This is a genomic window from Streptomonospora wellingtoniae, from assembly GCF_031845375.1.
Taxonomy (GTDB): Bacteria; Actinomycetota; Actinomycetes; order Streptosporangiales; family Streptosporangiaceae; genus Streptomonospora; species Streptomonospora wellingtoniae.
In genome coordinates this window covers 50,012-69,594 of the sequence record NZ_JAVREK010000008.1, presented here as the reverse complement: position 1 = coordinate 69,594, position 19,583 = coordinate 50,012, and the positions used below count along the sequence as shown (strand labels likewise).

The 19,583-nt window shown below is 72.8% G+C and carries 13 protein-coding genes; 1 reads left to right on the top strand and 12 read right to left on the bottom strand.

The genetic code is table 11. From position 1 onward, the window contains the following. Positions 1 to 127: 127 nt before the first annotated feature. The 8 genes from ligA to mnmA all read right to left on the bottom strand — a co-directional run bounded on the left by ligA (position 128) and on the right by mnmA (position 12,528). Positions 128 to 2,308: an NAD-dependent DNA ligase LigA gene (ligA, locus tag RM446_RS09775; RefSeq protein ID WP_311544884.1), complete on the bottom strand. Its 2,181-nt coding sequence runs from the start codon at positions 2,306 to 2,308 to the stop codon at positions 128 to 130. A 21-nt stretch (positions 2,309 to 2,329) separates the two neighbouring features. Then, positions 2,330 to 3,352, bottom strand: coding sequence for a methionine synthase (locus tag RM446_RS09770; RefSeq protein ID WP_311544883.1), 1,023 nt, complete (start codon positions 3,350 to 3,352; stop codon positions 2,330 to 2,332). 91 nt (positions 3,353 to 3,443) lie between these two features. Continuing rightward, entirely contained in the window at positions 3,444 to 5,675 is a 2,232-nt protein-coding gene (locus RM446_RS09765; RefSeq protein WP_311544882.1) for an MMPL family transporter, read from the bottom strand. Positions 5,676 to 5,704: 29 nt separating this feature from the next. Beyond that, the gene (locus tag RM446_RS09760; RefSeq protein ID WP_311544881.1) at positions 5,705 to 6,880 is read right to left on the bottom strand and encodes an alpha/beta hydrolase; all 1,176 of its coding nucleotides are present in this window, start codon (positions 6,878 to 6,880) and stop codon (positions 5,705 to 5,707) included. A 41-nt stretch (positions 6,881 to 6,921) separates the two neighbouring features. Continuing rightward, positions 6,922 to 8,088, bottom strand: coding sequence for an alpha/beta hydrolase (locus tag RM446_RS09755; protein ID WP_311544880.1), 1,167 nt, complete (start codon positions 8,086 to 8,088; stop codon positions 6,922 to 6,924). Positions 8,089 to 8,153: 65 nt separating this feature from the next. Beyond that, positions 8,154 to 10,469, bottom strand: coding sequence for an MMPL family transporter (locus tag RM446_RS09750; protein WP_311544879.1), 2,316 nt, complete (start codon positions 10,467 to 10,469; stop codon positions 8,154 to 8,156). A 256-nt stretch (positions 10,470 to 10,725) separates the two neighbouring features. After that, complete coding sequence (locus RM446_RS09745; protein WP_311544878.1) at positions 10,726 to 11,271, bottom strand: DedA family protein; 546 nt, start codon at positions 11,269 to 11,271, stop codon at positions 10,726 to 10,728. 171 nt (positions 11,272 to 11,442) lie between these two features. After that, positions 11,443 to 12,528, bottom strand: coding sequence for a tRNA 2-thiouridine(34) synthase MnmA (gene mnmA / locus RM446_RS09740; protein WP_311544877.1), 1,086 nt, complete (start codon positions 12,526 to 12,528; stop codon positions 11,443 to 11,445). A 133-nt stretch (positions 12,529 to 12,661) separates the two neighbouring features. On the opposite strand from mnmA, the gene RM446_RS09735 reads away from it, so the two are divergent. Further along, entirely contained in the window at positions 12,662 to 13,846 is a 1,185-nt protein-coding gene (locus tag RM446_RS09735) for a DUF695 domain-containing protein (protein WP_311544876.1), read from the top strand. A gap of 132 nt (positions 13,847 to 13,978) precedes the next feature. Here RM446_RS09735 and RM446_RS09730 read toward each other — a convergent pair whose 3' ends face one another. The 4 genes from RM446_RS09730 to RM446_RS09715 form a co-directional block, all read right to left on the bottom strand. Next, a complete protein-coding gene (locus RM446_RS09730) occupies positions 13,979 to 15,154 on the bottom strand; it encodes a cysteine desulfurase family protein (protein WP_311544875.1) in 1,176 nt (391 codons plus the stop codon). 125 nt (positions 15,155 to 15,279) lie between these two features. Next, positions 15,280 to 16,224 carry an electron transfer flavoprotein subunit alpha/FixB family protein gene (locus RM446_RS09725; protein ID WP_311544874.1) on the bottom strand — a complete coding sequence of 315 codons (945 nt, stop codon included), beginning with the start codon at positions 16,222 to 16,224 and terminating at the stop codon, positions 15,280 to 15,282. Positions 16,225 to 16,254: 30 nt separating this feature from the next. Beyond that, positions 16,255 to 17,034 carry an electron transfer flavoprotein subunit beta/FixA family protein gene (locus RM446_RS09720; protein ID WP_311544873.1) on the bottom strand — a complete coding sequence of 260 codons (780 nt, stop codon included), beginning with the start codon at positions 17,032 to 17,034 and terminating at the stop codon, positions 16,255 to 16,257. Positions 17,035 to 17,309: 275 nt separating this feature from the next. Further along, positions 17,310 to 19,361: a serine/threonine protein kinase gene (locus RM446_RS09715; protein ID WP_311544872.1), complete on the bottom strand. Its 2,052-nt coding sequence runs from the start codon at positions 19,359 to 19,361 to the stop codon at positions 17,310 to 17,312. Positions 19,362 to 19,583 lie beyond the last annotated feature (222 nt).

Genomic DNA, 19,583 nt, shown 5'->3' with positions numbered 1-19,583 from the left:
TGCCTGATTCGTCCTGAAATGCTGCGAGAGGTAGCCTAATGATCGCGCATCGTAGACGCCACTGCCAGCACGGACACCGTCGACCGGGACTAACGACCGAATCCGCTGGAAACCGCGCTGAACACGCTCAATCCGTATTCAGGCGGTACTCTATGGCCGCATCCGGCCCTTTTTCCAGCAGCACGCGGAACCCGTCCTCGTCGAGGATCGGAACGCCGGCCTGCACCGCTTTGTCGTACTTGGTCCCCGGGCTGTCGCCCACCACGACGAACCCGGTCTTCTTGGACACCGATCCGGTCACGCGACCGCCCCGGTCGGCGATGGCCTCCTTGGCCTCGTCGCGGCTGAAGCCGCTCAGCGACCCGGTGACGACCACGGTGGCACCGTCCAGAACACGGGGCCCGCCGGCGCCCTCCTCCTCCATGACCACGCCGGCCGCGCGCCACTTGCGGACGATCTCGCGGTGCCAGTCGACGTCGAACCACTCGCGCAACGAGGCCACGATCGTCGGACCGATCCCCTCGACGGCCGAGAGCTCCTCCTCGGAGGCCTCGGAGATCGCCTCGATCGAGCGGAAATGGCGGGCCAGGTCCTCGGCCGCGCGCGGGCCGACGTGGCGGATGGACAGTGCGACGAGCACCCGCCACAGGGGCCGCCGCTTGGCCTGCTCCAGCTCCTCGAAGAGCTTCTCGACGGTCTTCTTCGGCTCGCCCTTCTGGTTGGCGAAGAAGGTGACGACCTTGGGCTCGCCGGTCGCGGGGTCGCGCTTGGGCTCGGTGGTGTCGGGGTCGAGTACCAGCGACTTGATGGGCAGCAGGTCCTCGACGGTGAGGTCGAACAGGTCGCCCTCGTCGCGCAGCGGCGGGGTCGCAGGCTCCAGCGGCTGGGTGAGAGCGGTGGCCGCCACATAGCCCAGCGCCTCGATGTCAAGGGCCTTGCGGCTGGCGATGTAGGCCAGGCGCTCGCGCCGCTGGCCCGGGCAGTCGCGGGTGTTGGGGCAGCGGAGGTCGACGTCGCCCTCCTTCTGCCGGCCCAGCCGGGTGCCGCACTCAGGGCACTCCTCGGGCATGGCGAACGCGGTCTCGGAGCCGTCGCGGCGGTCGGTCACGGGGCCCACGATCTCGGGGATGACGTCGCCGGCCTTGCGCAGCACCACGGTGTCGCCGATGAGCACGCCCTTGCGCTCGACCTCCTGGGCGTTGTGCAGGGTGGCGAGCTCGACCTCGGAGCCGGCCACCCGCACCGGCTCCATCACTCCGTAGGGGGTCACGCGGCCGGTGCGTCCGACGTTGACCCGGATGTCCACGAGCCGGGTGGTGACCTCCTCCGGCGGGTATTTGTAGGCGATCGCCCAGCGGGGTGCGCGGCTGGTTGAGCCGAGCCGGCGCTGCAGCGAGACGTCGTCGACCTTGATGACCACGCCGTCGATCTCGTAGGCGGGCTCGTGGCGGTGCTCGGTGTAGTACTCGATGTAGTCGCGGACCGCCTCGCGGGTGGTCAGCACGCGGTAGCGGTCGCTGACCGGCAGCCCCCACTCGCGCAGCAGGTCGTAGACGTGGGACTGGTGGGTGAACTCCACACCGGTGTGGGCCCCGACGCCGTGCACGAGCATGTGCAGAGGGCGGGTGGCGGTCACACGGGGGTCCTTCTGGCGCAGCGAGCCGGCGGCGCCGTTGCGCGGGTTGGCGAAGGGGGTCTTGCCCTCGTCGGCGAGCCGGGAGTTGAGCTTCTCGAACTCCTCGCCGGGCAGGAACACCTCGCCCCGGACCTCCAGCAGCTCCGGCGCCGGGCGGGAGGAGCCGTCGAGCCGCTCGGGGACGTCGGCGACGGTGCGGACGTTGAGGGTGATGTCCTCGCCGACGCGGCCGTCGCCGCGCGTGGCCGCGCGCGCCAGGCGGCCGTTCTCGTAGACGAGGTCGACGGCCAGGCCGTCGATCTTGGGCTCGCACAGGTAGGCGTCGATGGGCGCTTCGGCCTCGACCCGGTGAACCCAGGCGTCGAACTCCTCACTGGAGAACGCGTTGTCGAGACTCTGCATGCGCTCCAGGTGCTCGACCGGGGAGAAGTCGACGCTGATCGGCGCGCCGACCTTCTGGGTGGGCGAGTCCTGGGTGACGAGCGGGGGGTGGCGCTCCTCGATCTCGCCGAGCTCGCGCATGAGCGTGTCGTACTCGGCGTCTGAGACGATCGGCCTGCCCATGTAGTAGCGGTAGCTGTGGTCGTCCAGCTCCTGGCACAGTCGGGCGTGGCGCTCGCGCACCTCGGCGGGGACCCTGTCGTCAGCAGCCGCAGGCTGTTGTGCGCTCACCCTCAGCCGTCCTTTCCGCAGTCACCGGCGCCGCGGATCCTCGCGCAGCACCCGGGCAGCCCGGCGGCAGGCGTCGAGCGCCGCGCGGGCGTGGTCGGGCGCGGCACGCCCCAGCCCGCACGTGGGCGTGACGACCACGGCGCGGGTCAGCTGTTCGGGGGCGAACCCGATGCGGCTCCACAGTTCACGTACAGGATCGACGGTAGCGGCCGGGTCTGACACAACGCCGCCCGCACTCGCCACGACACCGGTAAAAAGACCGACTCCGCCCTCGACCGCGGTGCCGACGTCCTCGTCCAGCGAGCGGCCGATGAGCGTGGCGTCGAGGCTGACCGCGCGGGCACCCGACCGCCGCAGCAGATCCAGCGGGACGTCGACGGCGCAGCAGTGGGCGGCCGGCACGGAGTCCGCGGCGGCCAGGGCGGCGAACAGCTCGCGCAGCCGGCCCTCCACGGCGACGGCGTCGGGGGCGGGCAGCCGCCCGTAGCCGCTGGCGGTGGGAACGGCCCCGTGCAGCACCGCGGGCAAGGAGGGCTCGTCCACCTGAACGAGCAGCTCGGCTCCCGGCACCCGCTTGCGCACCTCGGCGACGTGGGCGAGCACGCCCTCCAGGTGCGAGGCCGCCAGGTCGGCGACGGCGCCGTGGTCGGCCAGCAGCTTCTCGCCCGACCGCAGCTCGATGGCCGCGGCCAGCGTCCAGAGCCCGGCGACCTGGATCTTCAGTGTCCCGGAGAGGCCCTGGGAGTGCTCCTCCAGCGCGTCCAGGTCGCGGGAGAGGAAGCCGCGCGCCCGCTCGGCGTCGCGGCCGGGCCGCTGGACCACGCGCCACCCGGCGGGTTGCACCTCCACCGGCAGGTCCACCAGCATCCCGGCGGTGCGCCCGACGATGTCGGCGCCCGGGCCGCGTTCGGGCAGCTCCGGCAGGTGCGGCAGGTCGGGCAGTTCGCCGAGGACGGTGCGCACCGCTTCATCGGGGTCGGTGCCGGGAAAAGAGCCGACGCCGGTGGAACTCGCCTCCGGCCAGGGGTATCGCTGCTCTGTCACGGCACCAAGGCTAGTCCAGACCACAGCGCAGGGCTCCGCGGTCCGAGGCGCCGCCGCGGGCGCCCCGGACCGGTGCGGAAGCGGGCGGCGGTCAGACCTCGCTGATCCCCAACCGCCGGTGGATCCGGCGGAGCGGTCCCGGCGCCCACCAGTTGGCCCGACCCGCCAGGCGCATGAAGACCGGCACCAGCACCGCGCGGATGAGAGTGGCGTCGACCAGGATGACCAGCGCCATCCCCACGCCCAGCATGGTCAGGTACATGACCCCCGAGACCGTGTAGGTCGCGAACGACGCGGCGAGGATGACCGCGGCCGCGGTGATCAGCGGCCCGCTGCGCTGGAGCCCTGCCGCCACGGCCTCGGTGTTGTCGCCGGTGCGGTCGTACTCCTCCTTGATCCGCGACAGCATGAACACCTCGTAGTCCATCGACAGCCCGAAGGCGATGCAGAACATCAGCAGCGGGAAGGTGGGCTCCAGCGTGCCGATCGCGGTCACGCCCAGTGGGCCGGCGAGGTTGCCGTCCTGGAACACCCACACCAGGGCGCCGAACATGACCCCCATGCTCAGCACGTTGAGCACGATGGCCTTGAGGGGCAGCAGCAGGCTGCCGGTCATCAGGAACAGGATGACGAAGGTGACTACCAGGATCAGGCCGAACACCAGCGGGATCGCCTGAACCAGCTGGCTGCGGAAGTCGTTGAGCTCGGCCGGGTAGCCCCCGATGAGCACCTCGGAGGGCGCGTCGACGGCGCGGACGTCGGCGAGCAGCGTGTCGACCGAGCCCACTCCCTCCAGCGCCTCGTCGGAGGGCACGGCGGAGAACCACGTCGCGTCCTCGGCGGCGAACCGGTCGGAGGATTCCCCCGGCCCGCTCACCCGCTCGCCGTCGACGTAGGTGCCGGTCGCCGCGTCGACCTGGGCCATCCCGTCCACGCGCGACAGCTCGGCGGCGTAGGCGGCGACGTCGCCGGTCCGGCCGCCGTCTCCCGGCAGCTCCGGCGCGACGATCTGGACGGCGTCCATCTCCTCCTGAGCGAAGCCGTCGCGGATGTCCTGCTGGACCTCGCGGCTGGATGTGCCCGGGGGCAGGACCCGGTCGTCCGGGAGGCCGAAGTCGAGGTTGAGTGTCGGCGCGGCCAGCGCCAGCAGCACGAGCAGCGCCGGCACGCCGTAGAGCAGGGGCCGGCGCATCATCCGCACCGCGGTGCTGCGCCACCAGCCCGCCCCGCGGGCCGAGCCGCTCAGACTGCGCACCTCCACGCGGTGGCCCAGCCGCGCCAGGGCGGCCGGCATGATCACCAGGGCGGCCACGACCGATGTGAGGACCACGCCCGCTCCGGCGTAGGCGAACGACCGCAGGAACGGGAAAGGGAACAGCAGCATGCACAGGAGCGACACCGCGACCGTCAGGCCGCTGAAGGCGACGGTGCGCCCCGCGGTCGCCACAGACCACTCGACCGCCTCGGCGACCGACCGGCCGCCGCGCATCTCCTCGCGGAATCGGTTGATGATGAACAGGCTGTAGTCCACGCCCAGCCCCAGACCCATGACCAGCGTGAGGTTGGCGGCGAAGGTGGAGACCTCGGTGAGCGAGGCGACGCCGCGCAGCAGCGCCAGGGTGCCGACCACCGAGAACAGGCCCATGCCCAAGGTGAGCGCGGCGGCGGGCAGTCGGCGGTAGATGAACCAGAGCAGCACCAGCACCATCGGCAACACGATGATCTCGGCCGTGACGAAGTCGGACCGCGCCTGCTCGGCGGCCTGGCGGAACACCTCGTCGCCGCCGCCGACGGCGATGGAGACCGGGCCCTGGTCGCGGGTGTACTCGGGCGAGAGCTCGCCGAGGCGCTCCCGGGCCTCGGTGACGTCGCCTCCCATGCGGGCGATGATCAGCGCCTGGGTGCCGTCCTCCGACCGCAGGGCGGGCGACTCCCCGCGCGACCAGTAGGACGCGGCCTCGGCCACGCCGTCCTCTGCGGCCAACTCCTGTTCGACGGCCTCGCCGGCCGCGCGCACGCGGGCGTCGTCGACGGTGCCCTCGTCTGCGGTGACCAGCAGCAGGAAGTTCTGCGTTCCGGTGCCGAACTCCTCTTCGAGCACGTCCGCGGCGTGCAGGGACTCCGAGCCGGGGCTGACGAACCGGCTGAGCACCAGTCGGTCCAGTGTGCCGGCGGCCAGGAGCAGCGCAGCGAGTGCCACGACTCCCATGGCGACGAGCACGGCCCCGGACCGGCGGGCCGTGAAGCGGCCCAGGCGCCGCAGGACGGGTACGGGGGCCTCGGCCCCCGCGTCTTGGCGTTGGGGACTTCTGGTGATCGACACGTGCTGCCTTCCAGAGGTGGTGCGGGCTGTCATCCGTGGCGCCGCAGCCATCGGGCTGCGCCGTCGTAGAACCGGGGTGCGTTGGCGTCGACCGTGACGAAGTGTCCGGCTTCGGGCAGGGTCTGCTCCGTCACGTCCGAGCTGGCGGTGAACAGGTCGGCGTAGCCTTCGACGCCCTGGCGCAGCGCGTCGCGCTCGCCGTAGACGAGGCGGACCGGAACCTCGATGTCGCCGACGAGCTCCAGGTCGGCGAGGATGCCGGCGGGTTCGGAGATGAGCACGCCGCAGGGGCTGCGGGTGTAGTGCCTGCGCACCTCCTGCACCACGGCCGCCGGGGCGTCCTCGCCCAGGCCGCCGGCGAGGAAGTCCTCCTCCGTGGAGTCGAAGTGGACGTAGCCGGCGGGGTCGCCGGACCGCGCGTAGGGTTCGCCGCCGTCCAGGCAGGTCTCGTAGGCGGCGAGGAAGCGGCGGTTGGTCTCGCCGGTGATGCCGACGGCGGCCCAGCCGGACATGAGGAGGCCGTCGACGCTGTGGAAGGACGCCGCGACCGCTTCGGCGACGAGTCCTCCGCTGGAGTGGCCGCCGAGGAACACCGCGGAGAACTCCGCCGGCTCGGCCCCGCCGGTTTCGTAGTCGCCCGAGCGCAGGCGCGAGACGATCTGGTCGGCGATGTCGGCGTGGGCGCCGCTGCACGTGTCGAGCCCGTGGGGGTGGTCGCTGTCGCCGTAGCCGAGGCGGTCGACGGTGACCGACGCGTGTCCGCGGGCGGCCATCTCCTCGACGTAGTTGCGGCCGTCGACGTCCAGACGCCAGATCCACTCGCCGGTGTTGGTGCCGTGCAGGTACAGCGTCACCGCCGGATCCCGCTGTTCTAGGACGCGGGCGGGCGCGGTGAGGTGCCCTCGGACGGTGTAGCTCTCGCCGTCGGCCGAGCACCGGCTGCGCGTGCGGTTGCGGTTGCGCACCGTGAACTCCACCGGCACGTCGACGACGTCCTCCGGCGCGACGCTTTCCGCGGGCTCGCTCGGAAGGGCGGCCGCACGATGGACGGCGCCGCCCGCGCCCTGCTCCGGCTGCGGCGCGGCCTGTGCCGCCGGTGCGGGCTCGGGGGCGGGGGCGGGGCCGACCTGCGCGTCGGCCGCCGCGGCGGCGGCCAGGAGTAGGGCAGCGGCAGCGGCTGCGAGGACCGCCGTCGGTCGGCTCACCGGCCGTCTCCTCTCTGTGCGGGCACTGCGGGCTCGGGCGCTCATACCAGGGACTCCCGGTCCAGCCAGGCGGCCATGCGACGGTGGAGGCGGTCGGCGCCGCGCTCCAGGCCCATGTAGTGGCCGCTGCCGTCGAGCATGAGCAGTTCGGTGTCGTCGGTGCCGCCGAACAGGGCGCGGTGCGAACCGCCTCCCTGCACCTGCTCGTCCTGCGCGCCGTAGGCGAAGAACACGGGGACCTCGATCTCGCTGTAGTTGCGGGTCCCGTTGGCCACGGACTCCAACCGGTTGGCCAGGTCGCCGCACGGGTGACGGCTCTGCAGGCGCACGGCGGCCTCGACCACCGCGGGCTCGGCGTCGTGGAGGTTGGCGTCGGCGAACTCATCGGGACCGGTGTCGAAGAACGCGTAGCCGCCGGGGCCGGAGTCGCCGCCCGCGGGCACTCCGCCCTGCATGCAGGCCGCGAGCGCGCCGAAGAAGCGGGCGTTGTGGCGGTCGGTCAGGCCCCGGCCGCTCCAGCCCAGGACGACCAGCGCGTCGGCACCGCCGAACGAGTACGCCGCTATCTGGGCGATCTCGGCGCCGTTGCCGTGGCCCGCCAGCACCACCCGGTCGAACTCGGGTGTCAGGGCGTCCTCGCCGGAGCCCGCGGGCTCGGCGCCGGCGGCGGGCCCGGTCGCGGTGTAGTCGCCGTCCTTGAGCTGCTCGGTGATCTGGTGGGCGATGTCGGCCTGGCCGCCCAAGCACGTCTGCAGTCCCGGGGGTTTGCCGCTGTCGCCGTAGCCGAGCCGGTCGACGGTGACCGAGACGTGGCCGCGCCGCGCCATCTCCTCGGCGTGGTGGTATCCGGGTGCGTTCATGCGCCAGTACCACTCCCCCGACGAGAGGCCGTGCAGGTAGAGGGTGGCGGTTCCGCCCGCGAGGGCCTGCGCGGGCGCCGTGATGTGGCCGCGGATGCGGTAGCCGGCGCCGTCGGTGTTGCAGGCCGCCTCAGACCGGTTGGTGTTCTCGACCGCGAACTCCACGGGGACGTCGGCGATGCCGCCGCGGCGCATCCGCTCGGCGGTCAGCTGCGCGGCCCGCTCGGGCCCGGGCCGGGCCGGAGCCGCCTCTGCGGGCTGCTCGTCCGGGAACGCTGCTGCGGCGGCGACGCAGACCAGGGCCAGGATGGCGACGGCGGCCGCCGCGATGCCCGGGCGCATGCGCATGGGGCTCCTCTTTCGTCGTGGGTTCCGGGGGCCGGGGTCCGCGGCCCGGGAGGCGTGCGCGGCGCTCATGGCGGCCCCGCGGAGGAGGCCACGGGCTCGGCCGGCCCGCGGAGCGGGTCGCGGTCGGTGCCGCCGCCGTCGGTCCCGGCGCCCTCCGGCTCCGGCCCGCCGTGCTCGCGCAGACCGAACCTCTCGTGCAACCGGCGCAGCCGGGCGGGAGCCCACCAGGTGGCGCGCCCGGTCATCGCCATCACAGCGGGTACCAGCAGGCAGCGGACGACGGTCGCGTCGACGAGCACGGCGAGCCCGACGCCGAACCCGAGCACCATGGTGTTGGTGATGCGGGAGAACCCGATCGCGAACATCACCACGGCGAGGATGACGGCCGCGGCGGTGACGATGCCCCCGGTCCGGCGCACCCCCAGATCGATCGCCGCGCGGTGGTCGCCGGTGCGGTCGAACTCCTCTTTCATCCGCGACAGCAGGAACACCCCGTAGTCCATGGACAGCCCGAAGGCGACGCAGAACATGAGGACGGGAACGGAGGTGTCGATGAACCCGGTCGGGGTGAATCCGAGCAGTCCGCTGAGCCGCCCGTCCTGGAAGATCCACACGACCGCGCCGAACATGGCCGTGAGGCTGAGGGAGTTGAGCAGGACCGCCTGGAGGGGCGCGATCAGGCTCCCGGTGAGCAGGAACACCAGCACGAGCGTGCTCACGGCGATCAGCGCGAGCGCGTAGCCCAGCCGGTCGCCGATGGCGGCCTGAGTGTCGACGACGGTCGCGGCCTGCCCGGTGGCCCACGTGGGGAACGGGCTGTCCACCGCCCGGACGTCGCGCACGAGCCGCTGGCTCTCCGGCGAAACCGCCTCCACTCCTTCGGTGGGCACCACCTGCAGGCGGGCGAGACCGCCCGACTCGCGCACCGCGTCGACGGGGGTGCGCTGCCGTGTGAGCCGCCCGTCGGCGAGGACGCCCACGGGTGTGCGCACCTCGTCGACATTGTCGAGCTCGGAGAGCGCGGCGGCGTAGTCCTCCAGCTCGGCGCGGTCGGGACCGGTGCGCACGCCGTCGGCGACGACGTCGATCGCGGCCGCCGTGTTGCCGTCGAATCCCTCTCGCAGGACCTGCTGGACCTGGCGGGCCTCGGCCCCGGGGGGCAGCTGGCGGTCGTCGGCCATGCCGAACTCCACCCGCAGGAACGGCAGCCCGACCAGGACGAGCAGTGCCACCGAGCCGACGGCGAACAGCGGGGCCCGCCCGGTGACCGTGCGGGTCAGCCGCCGCCAGAACGCATCGCCGAAGCCCTCGGGGCGCGCCGCTCCGCTCCGGCGGGCCCGGGACGGCAGGAGGCGGCGCACGTTCAGCGCGTCGACCCGGTGTCCGAGCACCGCCAGCAGCGCGGGCAGCAGGACGAGCGCGGCCGCCGCGGCCAGCAGCACCACCGCGACCCCGGAGTAGGCGAAGGAGCGCAGGAAGTACAGCGGGAAGACGAGCAGCGAGGCCAGGGCGACCGCGATCGTCAGTGCGGAGAAGACCACGGTGCGCCCGGCCGTGTGCAGCGTGCGGACCACGGCCTCGGCGGTCCCGGCCCCGCGGTCGATCTCGTCGCGGTACCGGCGCACCATGAGCAGGGCGTAGTCCACGGCCAACCCGAGCCCGAGGGCGGTGGTGAGGTTCTGCGCGAAGACCGAGACGTCGGTGAAGCCCGCGATCGCCCACAGCACGGCGTTGGTGCCGATGATCGCGACGACGCCCACAGCGAGCGGCAGCAGCGCGGCAATTGCGCTGGAGAACACGAGGACCAGGACGGCCAGCGTCACCGGCAGGGCGATCATCTCGGAGGTGACCAGGTCTTCGGCGATGGTCCGCTCGACCTCGTCGAGCACGGCGGTGCTACCGCCGGCCCTGATCTCGACTCCCTCGCCTCGGTTTCCGGTGTACTCGGCGGCGAGCCGGCGGCCGATGGCTCCGGCGGTCTCCTCGTCGCCCTCGATGTGGGCGGCGATGAGCGCGTACTCGCCGTCGCGGGACTTCAGCTCGTCGGCACCGGTCCGCCAGTAGGAGACCACGCCGCCGACGGCGTCCTCGTAGGCCAGCCGATCGGCCGTGCGCAGCCCCACCGCGGCGGCCTCGCGATCGTCCACACCGGTGTCGCTGTGGACCAGCAGTATGAGGTTGGGGCGGCTGTCGGGGAAGTGCTCCTCCAGCAGCTCGTCGGCCCGCGCCGATTCGGAGTCGGGATCCACCGTGCCCTGGCCCGCGCGCAGCCGGTCAGCGGCGCCGCTCCCGACGACCGCGGCGACCGCGACGAGGAGCAGGGCACCCGCGAGGACCGCCCACGGATGGCGGGTGACCAGCCGGGATAGCGCGTTGATCAACGGAACACACCCTGTTCGCCGGGACTCGGCCCGCGCCCCTCCCCCGATGGAGGCGAGTGCGGCCGGTCGTTCGCTTACGCCAAATATTGTATATCCACCATACGATAATAGGTCAATATCGTATGGTGGATATATCGTATTCGGCCGCGCGCCGCGCAGTGCGGAAGTCACGAGAAGCCGCGCCGTCAGCGAGCGGGCGGGCGGGCGGCGGAGGCTCACCGGGAGCGGCGCGCGTGTGGCGGCGCGGGCGGCGGCGTCAGGAGGTGCGGCAGCCCTCGGCGCGCTCGGACTCGGCCGCGGAGTCGGACTCCGCGGCGGCCTCGACGGGGTGGTCGGCGCGCCCCCGCCGGCGGCGCAGCAGAACCACAGCGGTGGCGGCGGCCGCGGCGAGGGCGACGACCGCCGCGGCCAGGGCGGGCGAGCGCAGGAACAGGTCCCACCACACGGCGAGGACCGCGAGGCCGCCGAGGCTGTAGATGGCCGCCCAGCCGGCGCAGCCCGGCAGCATGGCGGCGAGATAGCGCCAGTAGGACATGCGCATGGCGCCGGCGGAGAGGTGGATCGCGGACTGGACACCCACGGTGGCGTAGGACACGGTGACGACGGGCGGACCGAAGCGGTTGATCAGGCGCTCCGCCCGGGCGAGGCGGTCGCCGATGCGCTCGGCCGGCCGGGAGCGGTGCAGTCCCGCTCCCACGCCGCGGCCGATCCAGTAGATGGCCTGCGTGCGTGCGAAGGCGATGGCGAAGAGAGCCGCGTAGACGATCCAGAAGGGCCGGCCGTCCAGGAACCCGTAGTCCATCGCACCCCCTCCGCACACGCCGCGCCGGAGCGGACCGGCGCACGAACTATGTTATGCCTAACCTAACCTCGCGGGACAAGGAGGCGGCACGGATGCGACCGCCACAACAGCCGTGGGCGACCGCGGCCACCCGCCGCGGGCCGGGTCCGCGGGCGCCCGGACCGGCGCGGCCTAGCCGGAGGCGACGGGATCGCCGCTGCGGGCGGTCGCGGCGATGGTGCCCGAACCCAGCACGGTGTCGCCGTCGTAGAGGACCGCCGCCTGCCCGGCGGCCACGCCCGCGGCGGGCTCGTCGAGGCGGATGAGCAGCTCGCCGTCGCGCTGCACCGCGGTGCAGGAGTACACCTCGCCGTGGGCGCGCAGCTGCACCGTGCAGGCCGTGGGCTCGGCGAAGGGGTCGCCGCCGCTCCACACCGGGCGCTCGGCGGTGATCTCGTCGACACGCAGCGCCTCGCGCGGCCCGACGGTGACGGTGTTCTCCACCGGCTCGATGGAGAGCACGTAGCGGCGCTCGGCCGCGCCGCCCAGGTTCAGCCCTTTGCGCTGGCCGACCGTGTAGGTGTGTGCGCCCTGGTGGGTTCCCAGGACCTCGCCGGACTCGTCCTTGATCGGACCGGGCTCGCCGCCCAGCCGTGTGTTCAGGAATCCGGCGGTGTCGCCGTCGGCGATGAAGCAGATGTCGTGGCTGTCGGGCTTGTCGGCCACCGCCAGCCCGCGGTGCTCGGCCTCGGCGCGGACCTCGTCCTTGGTGCAGTCGCCCAGCGGGAACATGGCGTGCGCCACCTGGCCGCGGTCGAGTACGCCCAGGACGTAGGACTGGTCCTTGTCGGCGTCGACGCTGCGCCGCAGCCGGCCGCCGGCCTTGCGCACGTGGTGGCCGGTGCACACGGCGTCGAAGCCGAGAGCGACCGCGCGGTCCAGCACAGCCTCGAACTTGATCTTCTCGTTGCAGCGCAGGCACGGGTTGGGTGTGCGCCCCACCGCGTACTCGGAGACGAAGTCCTGCACGACGTCGCGGTCGAACTCCTCGGCCATGTCCCAGACGTAGAACGGGATGCCGATGACGTCGGCGGCCCGCTGCGCGTCGCGGGAGTCCTCGGCCGTGCAGCAGCCGCGGGCGCCGGTGCGGTAGGACTGCGGGTTCTTGGAGAGGGCCAGGTGCACGCCGGTGACGTCGTGGCCGGCCTCGGCGGCCCTGGCCGCGGCGACGGCGGAGTCGACGCCGCCGGACATGGCGGCCAGTACACGCAAAGTCATAGCGCCTTCCAGACTATGCGCACGCGCGGCCCCCTCTCGACCGGGTTTCGCATACTCCGCCTGCACCCCTTGGACCGAGCGCCGTGCCCGCGGTGTGGCACGGCGGTCTCCCGGCTCTGCAAAAATCATGACCATGGCTCTGTTCCGTCGCCGCCGTTCAACGCAGTCCGACTCCGCCGTCGCCGTCGATGCGTTCTGGCGCCAGTGGCCCGAGTTCCGGGCTCACCTGGCGGCCCTGGCCGAGAGCGGCACCCGGCTGCCCGAGGACGTCGCCGCCCGGCTGAACGAGGCGGTCCGGCGCATCCATCCCGACGTGACGTGGCGGGTCGGCGCGGCGCCGCAGGCGTCCGGCGGCGGGCCGGGCGACACGGGCGACCTCGACATCGACGAGGACAGCGACCCCGGGCGGCTGCTGGAGCGCCTTGCGGCCCTCGACGACCCGCTGGCCTCGCTGGAAAACGCCGGGGACTTCGCCCTGACGCTCAGCGCCGGATCCGACGACCAGGCGCGGGTGCTCACCGAGCGCTGGGCGCGGGCGGCGCCGCAGGAGCCGGGCTGGCGGTTCTTCCCCGCGTTCCCGCGCGACCACGACCGGCTGGGCAAGACCCTCGGCTGGGAGGGCCACGAGCTGGACCTGGCCCACTGCACCGTCGCCATGCGCGTGGACCAGCAGAGCAGCAGGATGGAGATCGGCGTCTACCATCCCGACTTCATGTTCCTGGCCGACGACCTGCGCGGCGGTGTCAGCGAGCGCGTGGTGATACTCGCACTGGGCGAGGACGACTACGTGCGCTGGATCTCCAAGGTCGAGCCGCTGGTGGAGAAGCCGCTGGACCCGCTGCCGCCGGCGTCCATGCCGTCGGTGGTCGAGCAGCTGGCGAACACCATGGGCAGCGGCGGCTGGGTGACCCTGCAGGGGCGGGTGCCGCTGCGCGGCATCATCGAGATCGCGGTGCGCCACCCGCTGCACCGCCGCGACTTCCCGGCGCTGACCCTCTACGTACACGTCGCGCTTGCCTACACCAACAGCGACAGCGACCGGCTGCCGGCCGAGCCCTCCGCGACCGCGCTGGCGGAGTTCGCCGAGGGCCTGCGCACTCTGCTGGGCGACAACGGCGCGCTGCTGGCGCAGCAGACCTCGAGCGGGCAGCGCCAGTTCTACTTCTACCTCGACCCCGACTCCGGCGTGCTGAACGACTTCGAGGCCGCGGTGCGCATGTGGAGCGAGGGCCAGCCGACTCTGCAGAGCCGACTCGACCCGGAGTGGCAGACCATCGACCAGCTGATGCGCCCGATCCGCCGCCAGCTGGGCGGCTGACGCCCGCGGGCGCCACCTCACCGTCGATCTTGTAGCCATCGCAAACGGAAATCGCTTTCCTTCACGATGGCTACAAGATCGACGGGGTGCGGCCCCTGGGGTGCGGCGATCACCCGGTGGCGCGACGGCGCTTCAGGCCGCGCGGCGCTTGCGCCGGGCGGCCCGGGCACGCTCGACGGCGGGCCCGATGGCCTCGCTCAGGGCGTCGACGTCGGCACGGGTCGAGCCCCGCCCCAGCGAGAACCGCAGAGAGCTGCGTGCGGTCTCGGGGTCGGCGCCCATGGCCAGCAGCACGTGGCTGGCCTGGGCCACGCCCGCGGAGCAGGCGGAGCCGGTCGAGCACTCGATGCCGCGGGCGTCGAGCAGCATCAGCAGGGCGTCGCCCTCGCAACCGGGGAAGGACAGGTGGGCGTTGCCGGGCAGACGCAGCTCGGGGTGACCGTTCAGCTGGGCGTCGGGCACCTGCTCGCGCACGGCCGCGACCAGGTCGTCGCGCAGCCGCGCGAGGTCGCGCGCATGCTCTTCGCGCTCGTCCACGGCCAGGCGCAGTGCGGTGGCGAACCCGCGCAGCAGCGGGGTCATCAGCGTGCCCGAGCGGACCTCGCGCTCCTGGCCGCCGCCGTGCAGCACGGGCACCGGATCTGTGCCGCGGGCCAATAGCAGCGCTCCGGCGCCGGTGGGGCCGCCGAGCTTGTGCCCGGTGACGGTCAGCGCCGAGACGCCGCTGCCGGCGAAGTCGACGGGTTCGGCCCCCACCGCCTGCACGGCGTCGGTGTGGAAGGGGATGCCGTGCTCGCGAGCGGCGGCCGCGAGCTCGTGCACCGGCTGCACGGTGCCGACCTCGTTGTTGGCCCACATGACCGAGACGACGGCGACGTCGCCGGGGTTGCGGGCGATGGCGGCGCGGAGCCCTTCGGGCGAGACCCGGCCGAAGGAGTCGACGGGCAGCTCCTCGCAGACCGCGCCCTGCTGCCCGGCCAGCCAGTGCACGGGGTCGAGCACGGCGTGGTGCTCGACCGCGCCGACGAGGATGCGCCGACGGGCGGGGTCGGCCCGGTTGCGCGCCCAGAACAGCCCTTTGAGGGCGAGGTTGTCGGCCTCGGTGCCGCCGCCGGTGAAGACGACCTCGTTGGGGGTGCAGCCGAGCGAGTCGGCGACGCTCTCGCGCGCCTCCTCGACGGCGCGCCGGGCCCGGCGGCCGGCGCCGTGCAGGGAGGACGGGTTCCCGAGGAGGCCGAACTCCTCGTTCATGTCCGCGACGGCTTCGGGCCGGACGGCGGTCGTGGCGGCGTGATCCAGGTACACCATGGCGCTTCCAGGATACGGCGGTGCACTCGCCCGCCGTCCCGCGGCCCGCCCCGGGGCGGGCCGCGCGCGGGCGCGCGGCCCCGGCCGTGCCCGGACCGCGCGCTCCCGTCCCGCCGGACCGGCTCCTACTTGCGCTTCTCGATCTCCTCGGTGAGCTGCGGCGCCACACTGTGCAGGTCGCCGACCACACCGAAGTCCGCCAGCTCGAAGATCGGCGCCTCGGGGTCCTTGTTGACCGCGACGATGTTCTTCGAGGTCTGCATGCCGGCGCGGTGCTGGATCGCGCCGGAGATCCCGAGGGCGACGTAGAGGTTGGGGCTGACCGTCTTGCCGGTCTGGCCCACCTGGAACTGGTTGGGGTACCAGCCGGAGTCGACCGCCGCGCGGGAGGCGCCCACAGCCGCACCCAGCGAGTCGGCCAGCGCCTCGACGACCGAGAAGTCGTCCGAACCGACGCCGCGCCCGCCGGAGACGACGATGGCCGCCTCGGTCAGTTCGGGGCGCGCCCCCTTCTCCTGCACGACGCGCTCGACGACCTTGGCGCCGGTGGCCGCCTCGGACACCTCCACCCCGGCCTCCTCCAGCTCGGCGGCGCCCGCGGCGGGCTCGGCCGGAACCGAGTTGGGGCGCACCGCCACGACCGGCACGCCCGAGCGCACGCGGGCGTGGGTGATGGTCGCGCCACCGAAGACGCTGTGCTCGGCGACCAGTTCGCCGGTGATGTCGACGACGTCGGTCAGCACGCCCGAACCGAGCTTGACGGCCGTCCGACCGGCGACCTCCTTGTTCTCGGGGGTGGCCGAGACGAGCACGGCCGCGGCCGACTTCTCGCCGGCCAGCATCGCCAGCAGCTCGGCCTTGGGCGCGACGACGTAGTCGTTCAACTCGGCCGAAGCCGTGTAGACCTTCTCCGCGCCGAACTCGGCCAGCTTCGCCTTGCCGGACTCGGCGCCGTCGCCGACCCACACGGCCGCGGGCTCCCCGATGCGGCGGGCTGCGGTCAGCAGCTCGGTGGTGACCTTCTTGACCTCTCCGTCGACGTGGTCGACGAGGACGAGGACCTCAGCCATCTGTCAATCCTTCCTTCGTCTCCGCCGGACCTATACGAACTTCTTCTCGGCGAGGAACTCCGCGGCCTTGGCTCCGCCGTCGCCCTCGTCCTTGACGACGGTGCCGGCCGCCCGGGGCGGAGCCGGCGCGAAGTCGGTGGTCTCGGTACCGGCGTCGGCCACGCCGACCTGCCCGGCGTCGATGCCGGCGTCGGCGGTCGAGAGCTTCTCCACCGGCTTCTTCTTCGCCTGCATGATCAGCTTGAACGAGGGGTACCGCGGCTCGTTGATCTTCTCGATCACGGAGACGACCGCGGGCAGCTGCGCCTCGACGACGTCGTAGCCGTAGTCGGTGGCGCGCTGGATGCGGACGGCCGAGCCGTCGACGTCGACCTTGCCGGCGAGGGTGAGCTGCGGCAGGCCCAGGTACTCGGCCAGAGCCGCGCCGACCACGCCGGTGCGGGCGTCGGTGGACTCCGAACCGAGCACCACGAGGTCGAACTCGACGGTGCCCAGCGCCTTGGACAGCGCGTAGGCCGTCTGCAGCGCGTCGGAGCCGTGCAGCGCGTCGTCCACGAGGTGGACGGCCTTGTCGGCGCCCATGGACAGCGCCTTGCGGATGGAGTCGGCGGCCTGGTCGGGTCCCATCGTCAGGACGGTGACCTCGCCGCCGTGCTTCTCCTTGAGGAGCAGCGCCTCTTCGATGGCGTACTCGTCGAGTTCGTTGATGACGCCGTCCGACGCCGCGCGGTCCAGCGTGTTGTCGTCGGACGAGAGTTTGCGCTCGGTCGCCGTGTCCGGGACCTGCTTGACCAATACGACAATATTCATGGCCGGTGGCCGACCTCCCTGCACTCCCATGCGTCGCCCACTCGGACGGCGCGGGCGCTGGCGCGCCCGTGGCCCCTTACGGTGCCAGATGCACTGTTGCCATCGGGTGGCGGGGGCGTTCCCGTCACGCCTCCCGCCTGCGGTTTCCGCACTACCATCCCGATGTTACTGGCTAGTAGCCCCGGGTGCGAACGCACCCCCGCCGGGCAGGCCGGGCAGGGTGCGCCGAAGCGGTCGCCTCGGCCGCTTCGACGCACGCGGGCGGGCGTCGGCGGTCAGCCGCCGAAGAGCGCCCAGCCCGAGGGCCCGTTGCCCATCAGCCACCACGACGGCGCCGCGCCGATGCCGTAGGAGCACACCAGCATCGCGAGCAGCACCGATACCACGATCACGCCCCAGTAGACGTAGGGGCTGCGGACGGTGACGGAGTCGATGGCCGAGCGCGCCTGGTGCACGGCGCCGCGGCCGTTGGGCCCCAGGAAGCTGAGCACCACGACGAGGGCGAACGCGTAGGAGCCCACGAAGTTCGGCGTGTTGGTGCCGTCGCTGGTCAGCAGCGTGATGACGATGCCGACCACGATTCCGGCGAGGAGGTAGCCCAGCCCGTAGAGCAGGTTGCGGCCGAGCGTGCGCAGCAGTGCCCAGGGCATGCTCAGCACGATGACGGCATTGTCGGAGTTGCGCGGGCCGCGGGTCTGCAGCCGCCGCGCGTGCTCGCTCTTGACCGTGTCCAGCGCGCCGAGGACGCTCGCTGTGAGCAGCCCCACGATCAGGCCCAGCACCGGCACGGTCAGGCAGAGGCCGGCCAGGAACGCCAGCGCGGGGATGAGCAGCAGCCACGGCAGCGGGCGGTCGCCGTGCCCGCGGTCGTAGCCGCTCTCGCTGTCGTCCTCGTCGGAGGTGTCGATGTAGTCGCCGAGCCGGTCGCCGCCCGAGCGGCGGAACCGGTCGAAGTACCCTCCGCGCTCCTCGGTCTCGCCGCGGTCGGAGCGGCGCGCAACAGGGCGCTCGTCCACCGGCGTGAGGATGTCGCGGAAGTCCTCGGGACGCAGCGTCGAGTTGAAGTACTGGGTGCTCGGGCCCGCCGCCGCGGAGTCGTCGGCCTCGTAGGTGCCGAGCCTGCCGGTCTGCTGCGGCGAGCGGGCGTCGTCGGGGTCGCCGCCGACACGCGTCTGATCCGCACCGCCCGCACCGGCGGCGTATGTCTGGTCGGCCCCGCCGACACGCGTCTGGTCCGCACCGCCGACGCGCGTCTGGTCGGCGCCCGCGCCCATCGTGCTCCCGGCCGCACCGGACTCGGGCGCTGAGGTCCAGCCGCCCGCGGCGGGCGCACCCGCCGCGGCGGCGCCCGCTCCGGCACCGGCGGCCGCTGCGGCGCCCCAGTCGCCGCCGTCGGGCCGGCCACCGCGGTCCGCGGAGGGTTCGTGGGTGGAGGCCTGCACCGTGTGCTTGCCGGTCATCCCGCTGCTCATGTAGCTGGCGACGTCCTCGCTCAGGGGGAGGTCGAGGTTGAGCCGGCCGGCCTGGGCGACGATGCCGGCGGCCGTGGGGCGCGCGGACATGTCGCGCGAGACCGCGGCCTGCACCAGCGGCTGCAGTTGGGAGGGCATCCCGTCGAGGGAGATCTCGCCGTTGAGGATGCGGAAGAAGATGACCTCGAAGGAGCCGGAGCCGTACGGCGCCGTACCGGTCGAGGCGAATGCCACCGTGGCGCCCCAGGCGTGGATGTCGGTGGCCGGGCCGAGGTCGGTGCCCTCGATGACCTCCGGCGAGAGGTAGCTGGGTGTACCGACGAAGGTGCCGGTCTGGGTGAGCTTGGCGCCGTCGACCGCGTGGGCGATGCCGAAGTCGATGACGATCGGCTCGCCGTTGGAGATGATGACATTGCCGGGCTTGAGGTCGCGGTGGATGACGTCGGCCGCGTGGATGTCGCCGATCGCGCGCGCCAGGCCCGTCACGAAGCGGCTCAGCGCCCTGCCGCGAAGCGGGCCGTGGTCGGTGACCGTGGAGTCGAGCGTGGGGCCCGGGATGTACTCGGTGACGACCCAGGGAAGCTCGGCGTCGGTGTCGGCGTCGATGACCTCGGCGACGTTGGCGCTGTGCACCCGCCGCATGGTGGCCACCTCGCGTGCGAGGCGGGCGCGGGCGATGTGGTCGCCGGCGACCTCCGAGCGCAGCACCTTGATCGCGACGAGCCGGTCCTCGCGGGGGTCGATGGCTTGGTACACGACGCCCATGCCGCCCTGGCCGATCCGGCGGCGGATCCGGTAAGGGCCGACGCGTTCCGGCAGCTCCTCGCCCTCGGGGAAACCTGCCGACATTGCCATTACGAATTCATCCCCTCAACCTGGCACACCACGACTTCTAGCCTATCCGCTGGAGATGGCAGGGCCAGAGGCCGCAAACTGCGGCCGACGGCCGGTCCGCTACCGCTCTCGCTGCAGCGACCACGTCCTTCGGCGCCGCGGCGGAACGGACCGGTCCGCGGGCGGTTCCCCGAGGTAGACCAGCCGGGCCGCCAGGTCGCGGAAAGGCCTCGGCGGCGACCG

What these genes read in the sequence shown, in the direction of transcription:
- RM446_RS09755 (WP_311544880.1), bottom strand. Translation starts at nt 8,088, where the DNA reads ATGCGCATGCGCCCGGGCATCGCGGCGGCCGCCGTCGCCATCCTGGCC.
- RM446_RS09745 (WP_311544878.1), bottom strand. Translation starts at nt 11,271, where the DNA reads ATGGACTACGGGTTCCTGGACGGCCGGCCCTTCTGGATCGTCTACGCG.
- mnmA (WP_311544877.1), bottom strand. Translation starts at nt 12,528, where the DNA reads ATGACTTTGCGTGTACTGGCCGCCATGTCCGGCGGCGTCGACTCCGCC.
- RM446_RS09735 (WP_311544876.1), top strand. Translation starts at nt 12,662, where the DNA reads ATGGCTCTGTTCCGTCGCCGCCGTTCAACGCAGTCCGACTCCGCCGTC.
- RM446_RS09730 (WP_311544875.1), bottom strand. Translation starts at nt 15,154, where the DNA reads ATGGTGTACCTGGATCACGCCGCCACGACCGCCGTCCGGCCCGAAGCC.
- RM446_RS09725 (WP_311544874.1), bottom strand. Translation starts at nt 16,224, where the DNA reads ATGGCTGAGGTCCTCGTCCTCGTCGACCACGTCGACGGAGAGGTCAAG.
- RM446_RS09720 (WP_311544873.1), bottom strand. Translation starts at nt 17,034, where the DNA reads ATGAATATTGTCGTATTGGTCAAGCAGGTCCCGGACACGGCGACCGAG.
- RM446_RS09715 (WP_311544872.1), bottom strand. Translation starts at nt 19,361, where the DNA reads ATGGCAATGTCGGCAGGTTTCCCCGAGGGCGAGGAGCTGCCGGAACGC.